This window comes from Nonomuraea solani, from assembly GCF_900108335.1.
Lineage (GTDB): Bacteria > Actinomycetota > Actinomycetes > Streptosporangiales > Streptosporangiaceae > Nonomuraea > Nonomuraea solani.
Map to the genome: position 1 here is coordinate 56,634 of NZ_FNVT01000032.1, position 18,515 is coordinate 75,148.

General features: G+C 68.6%; 20 protein-coding genes and 2 pseudogenes. 11 read left to right on the forward strand and 11 right to left on the reverse strand.

Annotated features, from left to right (window positions below; all coding sequences use genetic code 11):
* Positions 1 to 233: 233 nt before the first annotated feature.
* Positions 234 to 1,139, forward strand: coding sequence for a S41 family peptidase (locus C4V41_RS55015; RefSeq protein WP_103964062.1), 906 nt, complete (start codon positions 234 to 236; stop codon positions 1,137 to 1,139).
* Positions 1,140 to 1,150: 11 nt separating this feature from the next.
* Here the strand turns inward: C4V41_RS55015 and C4V41_RS55020 are convergent, their stop codons facing one another.
* The 3 genes from C4V41_RS55020 to C4V41_RS55030 all read right to left on the reverse strand — a co-directional run bounded on the left by C4V41_RS55020 (position 1,151) and on the right by C4V41_RS55030 (position 3,524).
* Complete coding sequence (locus tag C4V41_RS55020; protein WP_103964063.1) at positions 1,151 to 1,438, reverse strand: Rossmann-fold NAD(P)-binding domain-containing protein; 288 nt, start codon at positions 1,436 to 1,438, stop codon at positions 1,151 to 1,153.
* A gap of 199 nt (positions 1,439 to 1,637) precedes the next feature.
* Complete coding sequence (locus C4V41_RS55025) at positions 1,638 to 3,047, reverse strand: FAD-dependent monooxygenase (protein WP_103964064.1); 1,410 nt, start codon at positions 3,045 to 3,047, stop codon at positions 1,638 to 1,640.
* Positions 3,048 to 3,059: 12 nt separating this feature from the next.
* Complete coding sequence (locus C4V41_RS55030; RefSeq protein ID WP_103964065.1) at positions 3,060 to 3,524, reverse strand: SAM-dependent methyltransferase; 465 nt, start codon at positions 3,522 to 3,524, stop codon at positions 3,060 to 3,062.
* A 127-nt stretch (positions 3,525 to 3,651) separates the two neighbouring features.
* On the opposite strand from C4V41_RS55030, the gene C4V41_RS55035 reads away from it, so the two are divergent.
* Entirely contained in the window at positions 3,652 to 6,477 is a 2,826-nt protein-coding gene (locus C4V41_RS55035) for a helix-turn-helix transcriptional regulator (RefSeq protein WP_103964066.1), read from the forward strand.
* Positions 6,478 to 6,786: 309 nt separating this feature from the next.
* Here the strand turns inward: C4V41_RS55035 and C4V41_RS55040 are convergent, their stop codons facing one another.
* The gene (locus C4V41_RS55040) at positions 6,787 to 7,494 is read right to left on the reverse strand and encodes an alpha/beta fold hydrolase (RefSeq protein ID WP_103964067.1); all 708 of its coding nucleotides are present in this window, start codon (positions 7,492 to 7,494) and stop codon (positions 6,787 to 6,789) included.
* 81 nt (positions 7,495 to 7,575) lie between these two features.
* Between C4V41_RS55040 and C4V41_RS55045 the strand changes: the two genes are divergently transcribed.
* Complete coding sequence (locus tag C4V41_RS55045) at positions 7,576 to 8,523, forward strand: helix-turn-helix transcriptional regulator (protein ID WP_103964068.1); 948 nt, start codon at positions 7,576 to 7,578, stop codon at positions 8,521 to 8,523.
* Between the two features lie 448 nt (positions 8,524 to 8,971).
* Here the strand turns inward: C4V41_RS55045 and C4V41_RS55050 are convergent, their stop codons facing one another.
* Entirely contained in the window at positions 8,972 to 9,715 is a 744-nt protein-coding gene (locus C4V41_RS55050) for a TetR/AcrR family transcriptional regulator (protein WP_235030982.1), read from the reverse strand.
* Between the two features lie 352 nt (positions 9,716 to 10,067).
* On the opposite strand from C4V41_RS55050, the gene C4V41_RS64995 reads away from it, so the two are divergent.
* The 6 genes and pseudogenes from C4V41_RS64995 (at position 10,068) to C4V41_RS55075 (ending at position 13,228) form a co-directional block, all read left to right on the forward strand.
* Complete coding sequence (locus C4V41_RS64995; RefSeq protein ID WP_235030983.1) at positions 10,068 to 10,259, forward strand: NAD(P)H-dependent oxidoreductase; 192 nt, start codon at positions 10,068 to 10,070, stop codon at positions 10,257 to 10,259.
* A gap of 5 nt (positions 10,260 to 10,264) precedes the next feature.
* On the forward strand, positions 10,265 to 10,477 hold the full coding sequence (locus tag C4V41_RS65000) for a hypothetical protein (RefSeq protein ID WP_235030984.1): 213 nt from the start codon (positions 10,265 to 10,267) through the stop codon (positions 10,475 to 10,477).
* Positions 10,478 to 10,495: 18 nt separating this feature from the next.
* A complete protein-coding gene (locus C4V41_RS55060; protein ID WP_103964070.1) occupies positions 10,496 to 11,245 on the forward strand; it encodes an SDR family oxidoreductase in 750 nt (249 codons plus the stop codon).
* Positions 11,246 to 11,413: 168 nt separating this feature from the next.
* The gene (locus C4V41_RS55065; RefSeq protein WP_160150731.1) at positions 11,414 to 12,100 is read left to right on the forward strand and encodes an antibiotic biosynthesis monooxygenase; all 687 of its coding nucleotides are present in this window, start codon (positions 11,414 to 11,416) and stop codon (positions 12,098 to 12,100) included.
* 73 nt (positions 12,101 to 12,173) lie between these two features.
* Positions 12,174 to 12,374 (forward strand): annotated as a pseudogene (locus tag C4V41_RS66340) (nitroreductase/quinone reductase family protein); the annotation flags it as partial.
* Positions 12,371 to 13,228, forward strand: a complete 858-nt coding sequence (locus C4V41_RS55075; RefSeq protein WP_103964073.1) for an NAD(P)H-binding protein — start codon at positions 12,371 to 12,373, stop codon at positions 13,226 to 13,228. The pseudogene C4V41_RS66340 and the gene C4V41_RS55075, both read left to right, overlap by 4 nt.
* A gap of 340 nt (positions 13,229 to 13,568) precedes the next feature.
* On the opposite strand, the gene C4V41_RS55080 is transcribed toward C4V41_RS55075, so the two are convergent.
* From C4V41_RS55080 to C4V41_RS55090, 3 genes are all read right to left on the reverse strand, one after another.
* On the reverse strand, positions 13,569 to 13,832 hold the full coding sequence (locus tag C4V41_RS55080) for a hypothetical protein (RefSeq protein WP_103964074.1): 264 nt from the start codon (positions 13,830 to 13,832) through the stop codon (positions 13,569 to 13,571).
* Positions 13,833 to 13,906: 74 nt separating this feature from the next.
* Positions 13,907 to 14,119: a zinc-binding dehydrogenase gene (locus C4V41_RS55085; protein WP_103964075.1), complete on the reverse strand. Its 213-nt coding sequence runs from the start codon at positions 14,117 to 14,119 to the stop codon at positions 13,907 to 13,909.
* Positions 14,120 to 14,284: 165 nt separating this feature from the next.
* The gene (locus C4V41_RS55090) at positions 14,285 to 15,127 is read right to left on the reverse strand and encodes a patatin-like phospholipase family protein (RefSeq protein WP_103964108.1); all 843 of its coding nucleotides are present in this window, start codon (positions 15,125 to 15,127) and stop codon (positions 14,285 to 14,287) included.
* A 99-nt stretch (positions 15,128 to 15,226) separates the two neighbouring features.
* Here C4V41_RS55090 and C4V41_RS55095 point away from each other — a divergent pair.
* Positions 15,227 to 15,613, forward strand: a pseudogene (locus C4V41_RS55095) (DUF4259 domain-containing protein); the annotation flags it as partial.
* Positions 15,614 to 15,615: 2 nt separating this feature from the next.
* Here the strand turns inward: C4V41_RS55095 and C4V41_RS55100 are convergent.
* Positions 15,616 to 15,786, reverse strand: a complete 171-nt coding sequence (locus C4V41_RS55100) for a hypothetical protein (RefSeq protein WP_200824919.1) — start codon at positions 15,784 to 15,786, stop codon at positions 15,616 to 15,618.
* A 105-nt stretch (positions 15,787 to 15,891) separates the two neighbouring features.
* Between C4V41_RS55100 and C4V41_RS55105 the strand changes: the two genes are divergently transcribed.
* Positions 15,892 to 16,191, forward strand: a complete 300-nt coding sequence (locus tag C4V41_RS55105; RefSeq protein ID WP_146104192.1) for a hypothetical protein — start codon at positions 15,892 to 15,894, stop codon at positions 16,189 to 16,191.
* A 560-nt stretch (positions 16,192 to 16,751) separates the two neighbouring features.
* Here C4V41_RS55105 and C4V41_RS62515 read toward each other — a convergent pair.
* Entirely contained in the window at positions 16,752 to 16,910 is a 159-nt protein-coding gene (locus C4V41_RS62515; protein WP_160150732.1) for a hypothetical protein, read from the reverse strand.
* Between the two features lie 346 nt (positions 16,911 to 17,256).
* Positions 17,257 to 18,465 (reverse strand): AMP-binding protein, encoded by a 1,209-nt coding sequence (locus C4V41_RS55110; protein WP_160150733.1) that lies wholly within the window; start codon positions 18,463 to 18,465, stop codon positions 17,257 to 17,259.
* Positions 18,466 to 18,515 lie beyond the last annotated feature (50 nt).

Genomic DNA, 18,515 nt, shown 5'->3' on the forward strand with positions numbered 1-18,515 from the left:
GTGAGCTCCGTGAGGATGTTCTTGACGTCTCGGGAGGAGCGATGGAATAGGTCATGGGCCTCTTTCGCGCTCTCCCGAAGCCTCAGGTTCTCGCCGTCGATCGGATACGGAATGGTGATATGCGCCTTCGGGTACGGCGAGGGCATCTCCAGAACATCCTCAGGAAGCGGCAAGTAGGCACGGCTTCTGTTCGTCGTTGACGTTTTCGTAAGGGCAGTGCTCTACTCCCTGCCATGACGACTCTGACGAACCTTCAGCCCACCCCTGTCATTGACGAGACGGTCCGGCTGCTGACCGAGCACTACGTTTTCCCTGAGATAGCCAAGCAGCTCGCCGACCTGCTCCAACAACGCCTCGCCGAGGGCGCCTATGACGTTGACAGTGCCGAGGAACTCGCCCGTTCGGTCACCGCGGACCTGCAGTCCGTCAATGACGACAAACACCTGAGATTGAGGTACCACGCCGACCCGGTGTCCTCCGAAGAGGGCGCGGCAACCCTGGAGTCCATCCGCCGGGACTTCGACACCTCGCTGGGCGGTGCGCCCCGGGTGGAGTTGCTCGACGGAGGGGTCGCCGTGGTGGAGCTGGCGCCGATGCTGTTTCCGCTGGATTGGGCCGCCGAACCGCTGAGTGCCGCGCTCACTTTGGCCTCCCGCGCCCGGGCGCTGATCGTGGACCTTCGCAACAACCGGGGCGGCGACCCGGACACCGTCGCCTTCGTCTGCAGTTACCTCCTGGACGAGCGCACCCACCTCAACACCATGTACTGGCGTAGCGGCGAGCGCAGCGAGCAGTCCTGGAGCCTGCCGCACGTTCCCGGCGCGCGCTTCGGCGGCAGCAAACCGTTGTACGTGTTGTCCAGTGACAGTACCTTCTCCGCTGCTGAGGAACTGGCCTACGACCTGCAGCAGCTCGGTCGCGCCGTTGTCGTCGGCGAGCCCACCCGCGGCGGCGCGCACCCGTGCAAGGGCTGGACCGTGCACCCTCACCTGGAAGCCACCGTCCCCACCGGCCGCGCCATCAACCCCGTCTCAGGTACGAATTGGGAGGGCACCGGTGTGCAGCCGGACGTCCCTTGCGCTGCCGCGAAATCCCTCGACCGGGCACTCGCACTGGCCCTCGTCCGGCTGGCAGGCTGACGCACGCTCTCTCACGACCAGGCTCCGGTGGCGGCCACGCGCGTCACGTAGTCCTCGAACGCGATCGGCTCGCGCCCCAGCACCTGCTGTACCCCATCGGCGGGAACGGACACACGCCCGGATCGACGCAGGGCGAACATGGTGTTCAGCGCGTCCGCGACGGCCTCCGGCCAGCCCTCGGCGAGCAGTTCGTCCTTGTACTGTTCCGGGCTCAGCTCCACGTACTCGATGGAACGGCCGGCTGACCGCGCGATGATCGCGACGGCTTCGGCGAAGGTCAGGGCGCGGGCCCCTGACACGTTGTAGACGCGGCCCGCGTGCCCGTCCTGCGTCAGCGCGCCGACCGACGCCCCCAGCCAGAAACCTTCTGAAGATGTTGCTTGTGTGACGGACAGCAGGAAGGAGAGGGCGGCAGGCGACCGGGGACGGTGAAACCGGGGCTGTGCGGTCGGTCCCCTGCGCCACCCGGGACCAGATAGCTCGAAGGGCGGGAAGGTCTCAGGGCCGGCCGGAACCCACCAGCGTGTCGAGAGCCCGGTGCAGCGTGGTGGTGTCGGTGCCCGCCCAGCCCACATACCCGTCGGGGCGGACGAGCGTCGCGGGACCGCCGGGGGCGGCGGGCGTCACGACCTTGATCCGATCCTCCCGGCCGGTAATGCCGGCGTCGCCGAGAAGGACGAAGCGCCGCTCGCGGAGCGCCTCGTACAGGCGGCCCCCACCGGCGAGCGGGACGTCGGCGGCACGGGAACCGGTGAGCTCGTGCGCGCCGTGGGGCGCCGGGTAGTGGTAACCGATGCCGCTGAGCTGCCCCGTGACCTTCTCGCGCACCTTGGGGATGGACAGCGCCCGGCTGGCGGCGAAGCCGCGGAGGGCTTGCCCGGCGGCCGACTCGATCATGGCGGCCCGGATGATGGCGCCACTGCTGCGCAGCACCGAGCGGCCGACCGGGTGACGCTCGGCATGGTAGGTGTCGAGCAGGGCGTCGGGAGCGCCGCCCAGCACGGCGGCGAGTTTCCAGCCGAGGTTGGCGGCGTCCTGGAGCCCGGTGTTCATGCCCTGGCCGCCCGCGGGCGAGTGCACGTGGGCGGCGTCCCCGGCCAGGAAGACCCGGCCGATCCGGTAGTGCGGCACCTGCCGCTCGTCGCTGTGGAAGCGCGACAGCCAGCGGGCGTCGTGCATGCCGAAGTCGGTGCCCAGGGCACGCCTGGCGACGTCACGGACCTCCTCCAGGTCGAGGGGCGCGCCGTCGGGTACGGAATGACGGCGGTCCCAGGCGAAGATCCGGTAGTAGCCGTCGCCGAAGGGCGCGACGAAGGCGAAGGCGTCACCGACCCCGTTGACGGTCAGCAGTTCGGCGGGCTGCTCGGCGACCTTCACATCGGCCAGCATGATGGACTTCAGCACCGACTTGCCGGGGAAGGGCTGGCCGAGCGCGCTGCGTACCGCGCTGTGGTAGCCGTCGGCGCCCACCACGTAGGCGGCGCGATGGACGCCCTGCGCGGTCGTGACCGTGACCCCGCCGGCGTCCTGGCCCACCTCCAGCACCTCGGCGTCGTACACGATCTCGGCGCCCGCCTTGAGCGCCCGCTCCAGCAGCAGGTGCTCCACGTTGTACTGCGGGGTGATCAACAGGTACGGGAAACGGCTGGGCAGGGTGCTCAGATCGATCTTCACCCGCTCGAACAGCCGCACGTGGCTCAGCACGGCGCCCATGGGCACGAGCTGGTCGGCCAGGCCACGCGCGTCCAGTTGCTCCAGGGTGCGGGCGTGCACGCCGAAGGCCCTGGAGAGGTTGGAGATCGTGCCGTCCCGGCGCTCCAGCACGGTCACCGCGATCCCGGCCTCGGCCAGGTCACCCGCGAGCAGCAAGCCGGTCGGCCCCGCTCCCACGACGATCACTTCGGACATGTCCTGTGCTCCTTAGTAGTAGGCACGCATGAGTTCGGTCGCCCACGCCGGCTGCACCGTCTCGCCCTGCGGGCCGAATTCCGCCATGTACGGCTTGACGTCCAGGACGGGGCTGCCGTCGATGGCGTCCAGCCCGCGTACGTGCAGATCGAGCCCGTCCACGGCGAGCAGCCGGCAGCGGGAGACGCCCAGCCGGTTCGGGCGGTTCTTGCCGCGCTGGGCGAAGATGCCGACCTCCGGCCAGTCCGGGTTCCCCCTGGGGCGGCGGGCGGAGGTGTGCACCGACGCGGGGTCCACGCGGTGGAACTGGAACACCACTTCCACGTGCGAGAACGTGTCCAGCCCGGCGACGCTGCCGGGCTCATAGCGGGTGGCGTCGAGACGGATCACCGCCTGCTCGGTGTTCCAGTCGTCGTCGAACGCCTCGGTCCGCCCGCCGATGACCGTTCCTACGGCCTCGACGATGATCGGCTCCATGATGATCCTCCCGGGTGTGCTGGGCTGCGGTTCCCGACAGTACGGTGCGGCGGTCCCGGCCGGATCAGTCACGGTGACCTGAGCCCTGTGGGGCCCCGACCGGTGGGTTAGGTAGGGTCGGCGCATCATGATCGGGCGAAATGCGGAGATTGCCGAGCTCAGCCGGTTGATCGCGGAGTCACGGGCCGGGCAGGGCAACGCCGTCGCGGTGTACGGCGAAGCCGGGATCGGCAAGTCGGCGCTGCTGGCCGAGGCCGCGAACGGAGGATCCTCTCTCGTCCTGCGCGCCGCCGGCGTGGAGGCCGAGTCCGAGTTGCCGTACGCCGCGCTGCACCTGCTGCTGCGCCCGGCACGCCACCTGATCGCCGGGCTGCCCCCGGGACAGCGAGCGGCACTGCACGGCGCGTTCGGCGAAGGCCCCGGCCAGGCTTCCGGGCATGACGGCGCTCCCGGTCGCACGGGAGAGTACGGCGCGCCCGACCGCTTCCTCGTCGGGCTCGCGGTGCTGACCCTGCTCGCCGACCTCGCCGAGGAACGCCCACTGCTGTGCCTGATCGACGACGTGCACTGGCTGGACCGCGCGTCCCTGGACGCGCTCACGTTCGCCGCCCGCCGTCTGGCCGCCGAACCGATCACCATGATCTTCGCCGGCCGCGACGGCGCGGAACCGGCGATCAACGGCGTCCCGGAGCTGCGGCTGTCCGGCCTGGCCAGGACCGACTGCGAGCGGCTGCTCGCCGGGCGCGCGGCCGGTCTCACCCCCGAGGCCCGCGACCGGGTGATCGAGGAGGCCGAGGGCAATCCGCTGGCGCTGCTGCACTTCGCCGAGATCCTGACCCCCGAGCAGCGGGCCGGCCACCTGGCCCCGCTGCCCCTGCGGCCGCCGGGGCCGTCCATGGCCGGGCGGCTCGAACATTCGCTGCGCGCCACGGTCCGGCAGTTGCCAGAACGTACCCGGCTGCTGCTCCTGGTCGCCGCCGCCGACGGCTCGGGCAGCCTGCACCTGGTGCTGCGGGCGGCACAGGCATTCGGCGCGGGGCCCGAGGACCTGGAGCCCGCCGAGCAGGCCGCCCTCGTCGACGTCTCCGGCGACCGGGTACGTTTCCGCCATCCACTCGTCAAGGCCGCGGCCTACCACGAGGCGCCGCTCACCCGGCGCACGGCGGCCCACCGGGCGCTGGCCGGCGTCCTCGACGGCCATGAGCACGCCGACCGCCGGGCCTGGCACCTGTCGGCGGCCGCGCTCGAACCCGATGAGGAGATCTCGGCCGTCCTGGCGGCGGCCGGTGAGCGTGCGGGTGAGCGGGGCAGCAACGCCTCGGCCGCCACCGCGTACGAGCGGGCGGCACAGCTCACCGTCGACAGGGAGCGGCGCGCCGGCTGGCTGGCCGCCGCCGCGGAGTCGGCGCTCGGCGCCGGGCAGCTTCCCCGTGCCGCGGCCACCGCCGACCGGGGCCGCCGCCTGACCGCGGATCCGCTGCTGCTGGCCCGGCTGGCCAGCGTGCGCGCCGCGGTCGAAGCCGAGGGGGATGACCCGGCTCCGGCCGCGTACACCCTGATCGCCGCTGCCGCCGACATCGTACGGGCCGCCCCGGCGGACGCCGCGTCCCTGCTGGCCACGGCCGCGTCCGAGGCCTGGTTCGCCGGCGACCGGGGCGCGCTCGGGCGGGCCGCCGACCTTCTGGAGTCTTTCGCCCCGCAGGTGGACGCACGTCTGACCGGCGTCGTCGCCGCCGTGCGCGGCATGGAACGCGTGGCCGCTGGCGACCCCGCCGCAGGGCTCCCCCTTCTCCGCGCCGCCCTTCACAGCACAGAAACCGGCCTCGGACACGCCACCCCCTTGATGACCGGCCCGGGCGGCGGCGCGATCGATCGGGTCGCCGGGACGTACGCCGTGTTCGGGGCTCTCATGACCGGGGACGACGACGCGGCGTGCGAGCTGGCCGCCGCCCGGGTGGCCGCCTGCCGCCGCCACGGGCTCGTCGGAGCGTTGCCGCACGCCCTGCAACTCCTCACTCAGGCGCAGATCCTGCGCGGCCGCCACGCCGAAGCGGCCGCGTCAGGGGCGGAGGCCTGGCAGATCGCACGCGACACCGGGCAGGAGGGACGGCTGCGCCACCTGCACGGCGTCCTCGCCCGCCTGGCCGCCATCCGCGGCGAGGACGACGAATGCCGGCGCCTCGCGGCCCAGGCCGAGGGGTCTTCCCGGGAGCGCAACGGATCCGGCTGGGGAGGGTGCGCGCTGACGCTGCTCGACCTCGTACGGGCCCGTTACGACGCCGCGGCCGAGCGGATGGCGGGAATTCTGGACGGCCCGCTCGGTCACACGGTGATCGTCACCTTCGCCCTCGCCGACCACGTCGAAGCCTGCGCCCGCCTCAACCAGGTCGACAGGGCCACCGCCGCGCTCGCCCGGTTCGACGCCTGGGCCGAGGCCGGCGGCCGGCCCTGGGCGGCGGCGGTCGCCCACCGTTGCCGGGCGCTGCTCGCGCCGCGCGAGGAGGCCGAGGCGCACTACGTGGCGGCTCTCGCCGTGGATCCCCAGGCCGGGCGTCCCTTCGAGCAGGCGAGGACCCGCCTGCTGTACGGCGAATGGCTCCGGCGCGCTCGGCGGCGAGCCGACGCCGGCACCCAGTTGCGTGCCGCGCTGGAGAGCTTCGTCGAGCTGGGAGCCGTGCCCTGGGCCGAACGTGCCCGCACCGAACTCGCCGCGGCCGGTGTCCACGCCGCCGAACCCGGGCCACCGGCGGCGGGCGCCGCCCTCAGCACGCTGACCCCGCAGGAGCTCCAGGTGGTCCGGCTGGCCGCCACGGGAGCCACGAACCGGCAGATCGGCGCCCAGCTCTTCCTCAGCCCGCGCACCGTGGGCTTCCACCTGTACAAGGCCTATCCCAAGCTGGGCATCTCCTCGCGGGCCGAGCTGACAGACCTTGAACTGGGCCCGCCGGTGTGAGCCGCCGATCGGGATTTCGGCATCTCAGGATGGGTCGGTGACGTATTCGGTGGTGCTGGTGTGATGTGCGTTGAACGGAGTTTCGAGCCCGACCGCCGTCGTATGTGACTGGGCGGTCGGCAGCTTTCCGCCGTGCGGGGCTGAGTGCTTCTTGGCTTTGCAGAGCGGTTCAGCGGATGGATTTGACGCGCAGAATGAGCAGGCCGCCCCGTGTCGGGAGCGTCTTCCAGCACTGCCACAGGGAGACCGGCGGCGATCACAGGCCTGATCATGAGCATGAATCAGGCTCAGGCACCTATGTGGAGGCCGTCAGAGCAACGCGGCGAGATCCGCCGGTCGCGAGAACATCGGCCAGTGCCCGGTCGGCAGCTCGACAAAGGTCCATTCGGGTGTGCCGAGCGGGGCGAACGCCGGGTTTCCCGAAGCGATCAGCTCGCGGATCATCGCCACCGGCATCGTCGAGGCGACCATGGTCTTCGGCGTCGCCGGGATCTGCTGCGGCCGCCGAACCGACTGGGTGACCGCGCCCCACGGCTGCGGCGTCGCCTTCGCGAGGATCTGCGCCCAATGCTCCTCGGTCAGTCCCGCGAACTTCCCCTCCCCCTGCTCGAAGGAGGGCGTGTCGAGCGCATAACCGTCCCCTACCTGAGCGCGCCACGCCTTCTGAGTGTCCTCGTCATTGAAGTCGATCACCGCCATACCGGACGGCAGCGGCGCGGTGTCGACGTAGACGACCCGGCTGAGCCGTTCAGGATGCCGGTCGGCGACCGCGGTCACCGGGACACTCGCCCCGCTGTGCCCGACCAGGACAACCTCCTCCAATCCGTCCATCGCCGCGAGAATGTCGACGACATGGGCCTCCACGCCGACCTCTGGCGACAGCTCCCCAGCCCTCTCCGCCAGCCCCGTCAGGGTGACCGCCCGCACCTGGTGTCCGGCGGCGCGCAACTTCTGCGCCACCTGGTCCCAAGCCCAGGCACCGAGCCAGAAGCCGGGAACCAGCACGTAGTTCGCCATCTCATCGTCCTTTCAGTGAGCCGACGTCGCTACGCTAAAGCCGATAGCGGACAGAATCCGCCCGGATTAAGTGGGTGACCTGTGTCATATCCGGCGACCCGGATGCTGGCGATGCTCGAACTGCTCCAAGCACACCACGGGCTGGGGGGCCGTGACCTGGCGCAGCGGCTCGGTGTGGACGAGCGGACCGTCCGGCGCTACGCCGCCCGACTCGCCGAGCTGGGCATCCCGGTCGCCGCCGAGCGCGGCCGCTACGGCGGCTACCAGCTGACGCCCGGCTACAAGCTGCCACCGCTGATGCTGACCGACGACGAGGCCACCGCCGTGGTTCTCGGCCTGCTCGCCGGACGCCGCCTGGGCCTTGCCGCCGACGCCACCGAAGCGACCCTGGCCAAAATCCGGCGGGTGCTGCCGGCCACGCTGCGAGAACAGGTCGGCGCACTAGAGGAGACCTTGGACTTCACTCTGGCCGAACGTGCGATGCCAACGCCCGCGAGCCGGGCCGTGCTGACCCTGGCCACCGCGATCCGCGACCGCCGCCGGGTCACACTGCGCTACCGCTCCTGGAAAGGCGCCCAGACCGAACGCGAACTGGACGGCCACGGCCTGGTCTTCCACTCCGGCCGCTGGTACGTGACCGGCCACGACCACCGGTCCGGCGAGCTCCGCACCTTCCGCGTCGACCGGATCTCCTCCGTCGCCCCAGGGACGGCCTCCTATGAGATCCCCGAGGAGTCCGACCCGGTGCGGCAGGTCACGGCGTCGCTGGCCCAGGTACCGTATGCGCACATTGTCGAGGTCATTCTGCACGTTCCCCTCGCTGAGGCGTCCCGCCGCATCCCGCCGTCGGTGGCCACACTCACCGAAACACCGGACGGAGTCCACCTGCGGACGCGTGCCGAGTCCCTGGACGGCATGGCCGCCATGCTCGCCGGGCTCGGCTTCCCGTTCACGATCTTGTCACCGCAGGAATTGCGCACTGCCGTCCGGCGCCTGGCCCAGCGCCTGCTGGAACGGACATCGGAATGAACATCCCCTGCGACCGGGCTTCTATTGATCATCCGACCCTTGCGCTATCCCCACTACCTGACCATCCTCGGTGATATGTAGCGGCATTACTCCTGCCGGGAGTACTTTCGCCTGAATGCATGTCCCTCACGAGCGCCAGCTTTCCCCAAGGTCCCTGATTCGCAGCCATTCCCGCCGGCTACGTCGTTCTGGCGCACGGCTTAGCCGCATCACCGCACGTACCAGCGCCTCGGTGTCTCGAATCAGCGTCCGCGCCGCGTTCCCGGCATCGATGAGCAGCGCCTGTCTGTGCATCTCGCCCCGTGCCAGCGGCTACGGCCCACGCGGTGAGGGCAGCCACGACGCCGCTGATGCCTGCACTAAGCCCGCCCTGCAGAGGGTTTGCCCACCAACCCATGGAACGTTGACCTTAGCTGGTTGAAGAGATCGGGAGGCGAGTTCATCTCGATCAACGAGAGAAGTCTGATGCGACGTGCACGCCGATTGCGTTGAGCACGCGATCCAGCCCGTCCTGGAAGCGCTCGGCGAGGGGGAGGTGCGCGGTGCGGGATTGCAGCAGGGAGCGGTTGAACAGCGGATAGGCGCCCGATTCGACGATCTGCCGTACGTACGGGCCGATGTAGTCCCGCTTCCATCGTTCCGGATCCAGGCCGGTACGGCGGGCCTCCTCCAGCCAGCCGATCTCGCGGCGGATCGCGCTGTGAACGTAGTCGTTCAGCATGTCGACGAAGCCGGTGATGTCGTCGATGTCGAGGCCGCGCCGGTCGAGTGCGCTGAGCGCGAACTCGCGCACGCGCAACAGGTGGGGGCCCAGGATCGGACGACCGGTGAGCAGCGTGATCAGCCAGGAATGGCGTAGGCCGACGGCGCGGACCTGGTGGGCGAGCAGCGAGAGATCGGAGCGCCAGTCTCCGGACGGGCCGTCCGGGAGCTCGATCTCGCCCATCGCCATGTCGATCATGAGGTCGAACAGGTCATCCCGTTTCGGTACGTACCGGTAGAGCGACATGGCGCCGGTGCCCAGTTCGTGCGCGATCCGGCGCATGGTGGTGGCCTCCACGCCTTCGGCGTCGGCGATCTGGACCGCCGTTCGGGTGATCTGCTCGCGGCTGTAGCCGGGTCGCCGTCCGGGCCCGGAACGCTCCTGGCGCTCCGGGAGCATCCAGATGCTGATCGGTTCCTCGTCTGGCATCTGCCCCCCTCCATTTGCGTACATCGTATCTGAATGGCTATGGTTCATTTCGAGTACGAGGTACGCGAAATGGGGACGTGTGGACCGATCTCTCGACGCCGATCTGGGAAAAGGCCGGCGACCTGCACGGGCGCAAGCCGGTCTCCATGGCCGCGATCGTGCTGTTCCTGCTGGGGCCGGGGATGCCGCAAGACATGATCACCATCAGCAGCGCCGAAACCGGCAACCGGATCGCCTCCGGCCGGCGTACCCGTCTTCCTGATCGAGCGGCTGCCTCCGCTGATCGGACCCCAGAGCGAGAACACCCTGTTCGCAGCCCTGCAAGAGGCCGCACAGCTGGAAGGAGAACACCATGTCCGATAGCCGGCTCAGGCTGACCGTCATCGTCGGCAGCGTCCGCGACGGCCGCATCGGCTCGACCGTCGCCACCTGGTTCGCAGGCCAGGCGGCCCAACGCGCCGACATCGAGGTCGACTGGCACAACACGCAGTTCCACGCCAAGCCGGTGGCGTTGTGTCCTACGGCGGCCTGCCGGGAGGCCTGAGGGCGGTGGAACACCTGCGCGCGGTCTTCGCCGAGCTGTACGCCGTCACCACGCGGGACACGATCAGCTTCCACGGCGTGTGGGAGTGCTTCGGCGGCGATGGACGACCCACCGACCCGGACGGGCCCGCCACAGCCGCCAAGACCCTGCTGGACCAGGTGACCTGGTGGGCGCGCGTGCTGCGCGATGCCAAGGCCACCACCCCCTCTACCGTTTAACGGAAAGGCCTGATCAGCATGACGACATTGACCGGTAAGACAGCGCTGGTGACCGGCGCGAGCAGGGGAATCGGCCGGGCCATCGCCACCCGGCTGGCCCGGCAGGGCGCCCGCGTCGCCGTGCACTACGGCAGTAACCACACGGCCGCCAAGGACACGGTCTCGGCCATCGAAGCGGCGGATGGGCAGGCCTTCGCCATCCAGGCAGAGCTGGGCGCGCCCGGAGATGCCGAAGCGCTGTGGGCCGCGTTCGACGCGCACGCCGACGGCCTGGACATCCTGGTCAACAACGCGGGAATCCTCGGCGACCAGGCCGAGATCGATGGCGTGACCCGGGAAGGCTTCGAGCGGCTGTTCGCGGTCAACAGCACAGCCCCGTTCTTCATCACCCAGCTCGCTCTGCCGCGGCTGAGAGACGGCGGGCGGATCATCACGATCGGTACGATGCTGACCCGCGGCATGGCCATGCCCAGGGCGATCGACTACGCCATGTCCAAGGCGGCACTCGACGTGCTCACCTCGACACTCGCCAAGCAACTGGGACCGCGCGGCATCACCGTCAACACCGTGGCGCCGGGCGTCATCGACACCGACATGCACCAGGGCCGCCTGGTCGGCGAGGCCTTGGCCTGGCTGTCATCCCAGTCGCCGCTGGGCCGGTTGGGCACCCCGCAGGACGTCGCCGACACGGTGGCCTTCTTGGCCTCGGACGACAGCCGCTACGTGACCGGGCACCACCTGGACGTCTCCGGCGGGACGCTCGTGTAGCCAGCGGCAGCAACGCCGGAGGTTCCCCACCGATGCGGCCGGGGTCGTAACCGGCCACACCACTGAAGAACGCGATCGTCAATGGCTTGCCGAGCTGCAGGTAGTTACCTTGCGCGACACGGTCCCCGAGTTCCGCCTGATCCACCAATGAAACGGCCAAGGAGAGAAATGATCGTCAGCCATGATCTGTCGCTCGATATCACCCGTCCCGATGCTGGAACCGTCCTGGTCACCGAATCATCCGCACACCACCTCACAGCGGAGGAGATCGTGGCCGCGATGGAGCACGGGTCCTGGCCTCAAGGGCTCATCTCGTTCAGTACGTTGGTGAGTACCGACGGCGAGCTGGTGCTGACCTACACCCAGTGGGCCAACGGTGAAGCCGGCCATGAGTTCGTGGCCGCACGCACTGGCATCGAGCCGGTCGAGTATCGGCTGTACCGCAGCAGTGGGCGGGAAAATCCACCGGTCCCCGGCTGCATCGTCGTCGTGGGTGTCGAGTTCGACGGACCCGACAGCCAGCGGCAACAGCACTGGATCGACACCGTGTTCGAAGCGATGGCGGGCGAAACCCAACCACATCCTGGCGGAATCTCGGGCCATTTCCACATGAGCACCGACGGCACCCGGGTACTCAATTACGCGGAGTGGACCGACGAACAGGCACACCGCGACGCCCTCAGCAAATCCGGCCAGGCAACGGTGGGGTCGTCGCGCGGGTGGCGGCGGGTCGTGGACTTCCCCGGCGTGAAAAGCGGCGGATTCCGGCGCTACCACCTGCGACACAGCCTTTCCACGACTCCGTCGACCGAGCAGTCCGAACGGGACGCCGCATTGGACGGCCCCAAGGGCTGAGTGGCGAAGCACGTCCGCCCCTACGTCGAAACCCACGGCACAGAGCGGCCACCTTCACCAGCTCGCTCACCCCGAGGTAGCCGTTCAGATCGGCGCGGAGGACGTTCACCACGCGCGCGCCCACGCCGCCACCACCGAGGAGAAACAACAGTTGTGGCCGAAGACGACAGCGATCTTTCCGCTCAACGCCACCTACCGGAATCGAAACGGCCAGGACATCCCGCTGGTCATCGTCGAACGTCTTCCAGGTAAGGCAGGTCCGAGCAGCCCATGATTCTGGTGACAGGCGCGACCGGCAACATCGGCCGGCAGGTGACGGCCCAACTCCTGGATGCAGGAGTGCCGGTGCGAGCCGTGACCCGCGATCCCGACTCCGCCCGGCTCCCAGAGGGCGCTCAGGTCGTACGCGGCGACCTTCTCGCAACGAACACGATGGCGGCCGCCCTACGCGGAGTGGAAGCCGTGTTCCTGATGTGGCCCTTTCCGACGGCCGATCCCGCGCCCGCGCTGCTGGATGTTCTCAAAAGGCACACCCGGCGGATCGTCTTCCTCTCCTCCGGGGCCATCCGCGACGACCTGGACGAGCAGGCCGACCCGATCGGCAGACTCCATGCCGAAGTGGAGCGGGAGATCGAACGGTCCGGGATGGAATGGACGTTCCTCCGTCCGCACGGATTCGCACGGAACACTCTTTCGTGGGCACCACAGATCCGCGCCGGCGACACCGTGCGGGGCGCCTATGGGACGGCGGCCATGACGCTGCTGCACGAGCACGACGTCGCCTCCGCGGCGGCGCGAACACTGATCGACAATGAGCATGCCGGCCGCAGATACGTTCTCACCGGCCCACAGATCCTGACGCAGGAAGAGCAGGTCCACATTCTGGGTGACGCGATCGGTCGCCCACTGCGCTGGGAAGAGATCTCGCCAGGACTCGCGCGGCAACAGATGCTCACCTGGCTACCCGCCTCGGTCGCCGACGTCGTGCTCGACGGGTACGCCCACATGGTGACGAGACCAGGCCCCCTGACGTCGACTGTGGAAGAGATCACCGGAGTGCCGGCACGTACCTTCCAGGAGTGGGCCACCGACCACGCCCACGAGTTCAGTCGAGCACCTGTCACCTGACGATGCAGCCGCCCTGTGAACAGGAGCCCGACCCCTTCATACGCCGCCGATGGGCCAGGCCTGACTCTCACATTGTGAGACCGAGTGCGATCGGTGAGTTGAGCAAGTCGTTCAGGTTCTGCACGATTGCCTCCGGCCACAACAGCATCGGGCGCCGGGCAGTGATCTGCCGATCCGGTCGCGGGGGCGCTGCACGCCCTTATCGATCAACCTGCCGCTGAGGCGGGTTGATCGGCGAACACGAGCTGGGACCGCCGCGCTCCGGCGCGTTCGTGGTCAACCCCGAAGTGTACGAGTGGATCGGGCTCATGGCCGCCATGCCGCATTCCGCGCCGTGGCGTCAATGGGCGACGGAGACCGCTCGCTGACGTACCACGAGCAGCGCCGCCACGACCAACGACCCGGCCGCCGCCACCATGGTCACCATGCCCGGCTCCCCCCTTACGAGGGCGGAGAAGGCGGCGGCGGTGAACACGCCGGCTGCCATGCCGTACGCGAGGATCATGCCTCGCACCACGTGGGCAGGTGGCAGGAACGCGGACATGATCAGCAGCCCGGAGATGATCAGATCAGGCACCAGGAAGGCGTTGTCCGCCCTGGCCATCCCGGTGAGGAACAGGTACGCGACCGTTCCCAGCCCGAGCGCGACGGCGTAGTACCGGGCAACCGTGATCAGCTTTATGACGAGTCCTCCTCAGATGTCAGCAGAACCTTTCCCGCCACGCGGGCGCCCGCGATGAGCTCGTGCGCCTCAGCGGCGCGCTCGAGCGGGAGCGTGGCGGCGATGAGCGGCTTGCGCTGGTGCGCCGCCAGCAGGCGCACCAGCGCAGCGAGATCTTTCCGCACCCACGCGGGACGCCGCTTGGCAACCGACTTGAGCCGGTAGAACATCAGGAGCGGGGTTTCGGCTGTCTTGTGGATTTGCCGATGATGAGTAGCAGCGTTTGACGGTGAGTTCGAACAGTGTCGCGGTGCGCTGAGGACCGGAAGTGCCGGTGAGACGTAGCCGGCGCTGGGTGGGCCGAATCCGAATCTGGCCGATCCCCGGTACTTCGGCTACGTGTCCGGCTGCCAGCCACCGCGCGCCAAGTCCGCGGCGGCCGCGGCCTGGGCGTGACCTGCGCGGGCAGCAGGTGCGCGGCGGGAGGGGTCCAGCAGGCCGGTGCCGATCGCTTTTCTGGTGGCCTCGTCCGGTGTGATGACCACCACCTGGGCGGCGCCGAGCCTGGAGCGCTGCTGCTCGACAGTCTCCACCGGGCCGCCGGCGCGCGTCACCGGGGCCAGAGCCACCACATGGCTGCAGCCCTTGGCCAGGTCCAGGTTCAGTGGTGAGCGGATCCCGCCGTCCATGTAGCGGCGCTCACCGATGGTGATCGGCGGGCGCACGCCGGGGCTGGAGCAGCTGGCCGCGACCGCCCTGACCAGGTCGGCTCCCGAAGCGGCGTCGAACACGGCAAACTCACCGGAAGCGGTGTCCATGGCGGTGATCAGCAGCTCGCGAGCGGGCCACTCCCTCGCCTCCCCGAGCCATCGCGCCACGGTGCGCAGCCGTTCCTCCTCCGATGGGGTCTTGGCATTCAGCGCCGTCCGGCCCATGCGTTCTCGGAACGCCTGCGCGTCCGTGCCCGCGCGCATCGACGCCCAGATGAGCTTGAGCACGGCTTTCCTGGCGCCTGAGGGAGCTGTTTCGCCCGCGATGGGCGCGAGCTGGGCCTCGTAGCGTTGCCGTAACTCGAGCCCGCACGCCAGCTGCGCACCGACGACCGCGCCCGCCGAGGTGCCGATCACTACGTCGGCGCAGGAGAGATCGACGCCGTGCTCGGCCAGGCCGGCCAGCATGCCTAGTTCCCAGGCGATCCCCGTGACACCGCCTCCGCCGAGTACCAATGCCCGCCGCATGCCTCCATTCTTCACGACCATCGCCGTGCCGATCACCTCTGCACGTCTACTTGTACGTGGCTCCACAGTTGAGCCCGTACGCCGACAACTTGGGACGCTACTGCGTTCGGTAACGATCATGCTGCTGATTTCGCGGGCGATCTTGATGACCTGGGGATCGGTGATCGCGTGGCGGCAATCAGGAAGGTCTTGATCGCTGCGGCCGAGGAGGCCGACTATCTGGATAGCTCCGAGGGAGTCCCCGCTGTGGCGGCTGTCGCGATCGTTGCGGCGCAATGCCCTGGCGGCTCTCCCGCCGACCCGATTTATGGGCCCGAGCAGCCGATCCCCGATTTGCCGGATGACTTGCGAGCGCTGGCCTTACGAGCCCTCGAGCGGGTTCTCGCCGACGATTCGGAGTTGAAGGATCTGTGGGATGAAAGCGGCAGCTCGGCTGAGTGGCTTTCGGAGATCGAGAAGCTTCGAGCGGTGCTTCAGGGTCGGTGACGTTAGTCCTGGCTGAAGAGGTACTCGCCGTCGTTGCCGCCGAGCAGAAAGAGGAAGCGGTCGGCGTCTGCGCAGAGGTCGGCGGCGTCATAACCGGGGCACCCGACGAACTGTGCGAATCTGGCCTTGGCTTGGTCGTCGGTGGTGAGCCAGTCCTTGATGAACTCGAGCATCTCGCTGAGTTCGCGCCCAGCGGGGCATGGCCGTCGACGCGGTCCTCACGCTGGCCGCGTACGGGGAGTTGTCCGCGGCTGACCTCGGCCGGGCCGGTGGGCCACATGGTCCGTGGCGAGCAGGTCAAGCTCAAGCGGATCACCGGCGTCCTCGACGAGGTCACGGCGGCCGGGGCGCACGCCGACGTGTGGACGGCCCTGGCTCAGGCGGTGCCGCTGCTGTTGCCCGGACCCGATGAGAAGGCCAGGCCGGGGCTGGGCGAACTGCTCAAGGTCGCCGTGCGGGTGGCGGTGCGCGCTGGGGCGAGCGACAACATACGGGGGCTGGCGGAGCTGGCGGCACGCAAGGGCTCGAGCTTGTTGATCCATGAGGCGCGGCGTTTGCACGAGGCACTCTCCGACTGAGGCATCATCTCGAACCCCTTGCTCGCGATCCATCACAGGAGGGCAGGGCTTGTGGGGCGGGATGACGCTGGGGGCGTACGCACGCATTTGGCACGATCAACGGTTGCGTCTGTACGGTTGGCCGGGCGGACGTGGCCGGTTGCCGACGGGCTGACAAGTCCAAATCGGGGGATTTACCTGGGAAAACATCGCCAAGATCATCCCGTGTACATCCCCTGATCATGGTCTCACGGCTGCATGCGGGCACCGCCCGCTGCCTATCCAAGGTCCACAAAACAAAAACCTGCGACTGAGAAACCGCAGGTCAGGGGCCTGAAATGCCGATCTATGTGCGTGCCCCCGGCAGGATTCGAACCTGCGGCACCCGCTTTAGGAGACCAGGAGTCTTTTCGAGTCCAATATATCTACTGATGGGCGATATGTGGTTGCTGCTCACCGTGCATCGGCGCCTCGGCAAGGACCTCCTATCATCTCTCGCTTGACGGGTGTTTGGCCTGGTCAAAACGATACTCGCGGCCGAAGCCTTGCAAGACGTTCCCGCTCTTCAGATGCGGGTGTCTTCACAGGAGTAGAGCTGTTGCAGTCAGCTGTACCGCGTCGGTCTCGCCCCGTACGGAGCACAGCGCCCGGCGGGTGAGTGCGCCCAGATGCCGGGCCAGGGTCTCGTGGGAGTCAGCGAGGTCCCACGACCGCCGGTCGATCAGCTCGCGATCGGACACCGTAGGCAGCAGGCCGTCCAGCTCGCGCTGATCAAATGCTGGTAAACGCCTGGCTGAAGATCATTAACCCGGCGACTCTAGGTGTAGCCGGCCACCGCGAAATACCGTGTGCCGAGGTCGAAAGATCGTCCAAACCTGGCCGACCGGGAACTGGATCGAGCGGGTCGCCGAGACGCGGCGCTGGACCAGAGGCGGCGAGCGCGCACCGCAAAAGCCGCTCTTCTTCCTGTACGCCGTAGGCCATTTCGACATGGCGTTCAGGGAGGGTTGGGATCAGCGCCGGTGCCCGAGCCGTCCGGCTAACGCCGCCCATTCGGAGGCGCTGGATGATGTAAACACGTGACGATTACTTCAACGCCTGGTAGTCGATCTTTCCGGCCGCGCTATAGGGCAGGTTGTCCACCTGTCTGATCCGCAGGTAAGCGGGGGAGATGCCAAGGTCGGCACAGATTTCGCGGCCCAGTTCGCGAGCCGCGTCCACCTCCGCCATGCAGAAGACCATGACCACGCCTTCCGACTCGACCACGGCGGTCGTGTCCAGGGCGCGAAAGGCGCTTTCGACCTCATCGAGGCTGATCCTCTTCCCGGCGACCTTGGCGATGCGCTTGACCCTGCCGCGCAGGAAAAGATTGCCGTCGCGGAGGGAACCGAGGTCGCCGGTTCGCAGGACACCGTCCATGCGGTCGCCTGCCGTCAGATCCGCCCGCCTGTCGGCGTATCCGAGCATGACGTTCGGGCCCCGGTAAACGATCTCGTCGGAGTCGAGGAGTTCGAATTTGCCACCCGGCACCGCTCTTCCCACCGATCCGATGGCCTCGGGGTGTGCTGCGGTGTCCAGTACGGCCATTCTCGCCGTTGCCTCGGTTTGCCCGTACATCACGAAAAAGCGGCTGTTCCGCTCCACGGCCAGCCGGGCGTAGGCGCTGACGTTGTTGAGGACCCCGCCGGACTGGGTGAGCGTGCGCAGCGTGGATGGCCATTGCCTGCTCAGGATCGGCCACAGAGCCTGATAAGTGAGCGGAACCCCGGCCAGTGCCGTCGCGCCCGTTTCTGCCAGTTGTCGCAAGAACCCCCGGCTGCTCGGAGATTGGTGGGTCAGGACGACGCTCGCGCCACGAGCGAGGTGGCTGTTGAGCACCGACAGGCCGTAGCAGTAATGGAGGGGCAGGGACGTGATCGCACGATCGGTCTCGGTAATGCCGAGGGCCCGCACGATGCTGTCGGCGTTGCTGAACAGGTTGTCCCGCGAAAGGCACACCACGCGCGGGGCACCGGTGCTGCCCGATGTCATCAGCAGCAGGGCGGGCTCGTCGTGAACGGGGCTCGTGTCGATCCGCGAACGTCGCCAGATCGCTTCATCGGCGGGCAGATAACCGTCCGGAAGTCGTAGCGTGCGCGGTGGCCGCACCACCAGTTCGGGCTGGAATGCGGACAGGGCGCGGGAGACGGCGCGCTCGTTCAGCGCGGGGTCGGCGAGCATGATCGTGTGCCTGGATTCCAGACAGGCCAGGTAGCACAAAGCGGTGGAGAGGGAGTTGTCGGCGAACAGCAGCACCAGCCCTTTGTCCCTCAGCGCCGCGGTGGCCTTTTGCCATGGACTCATCG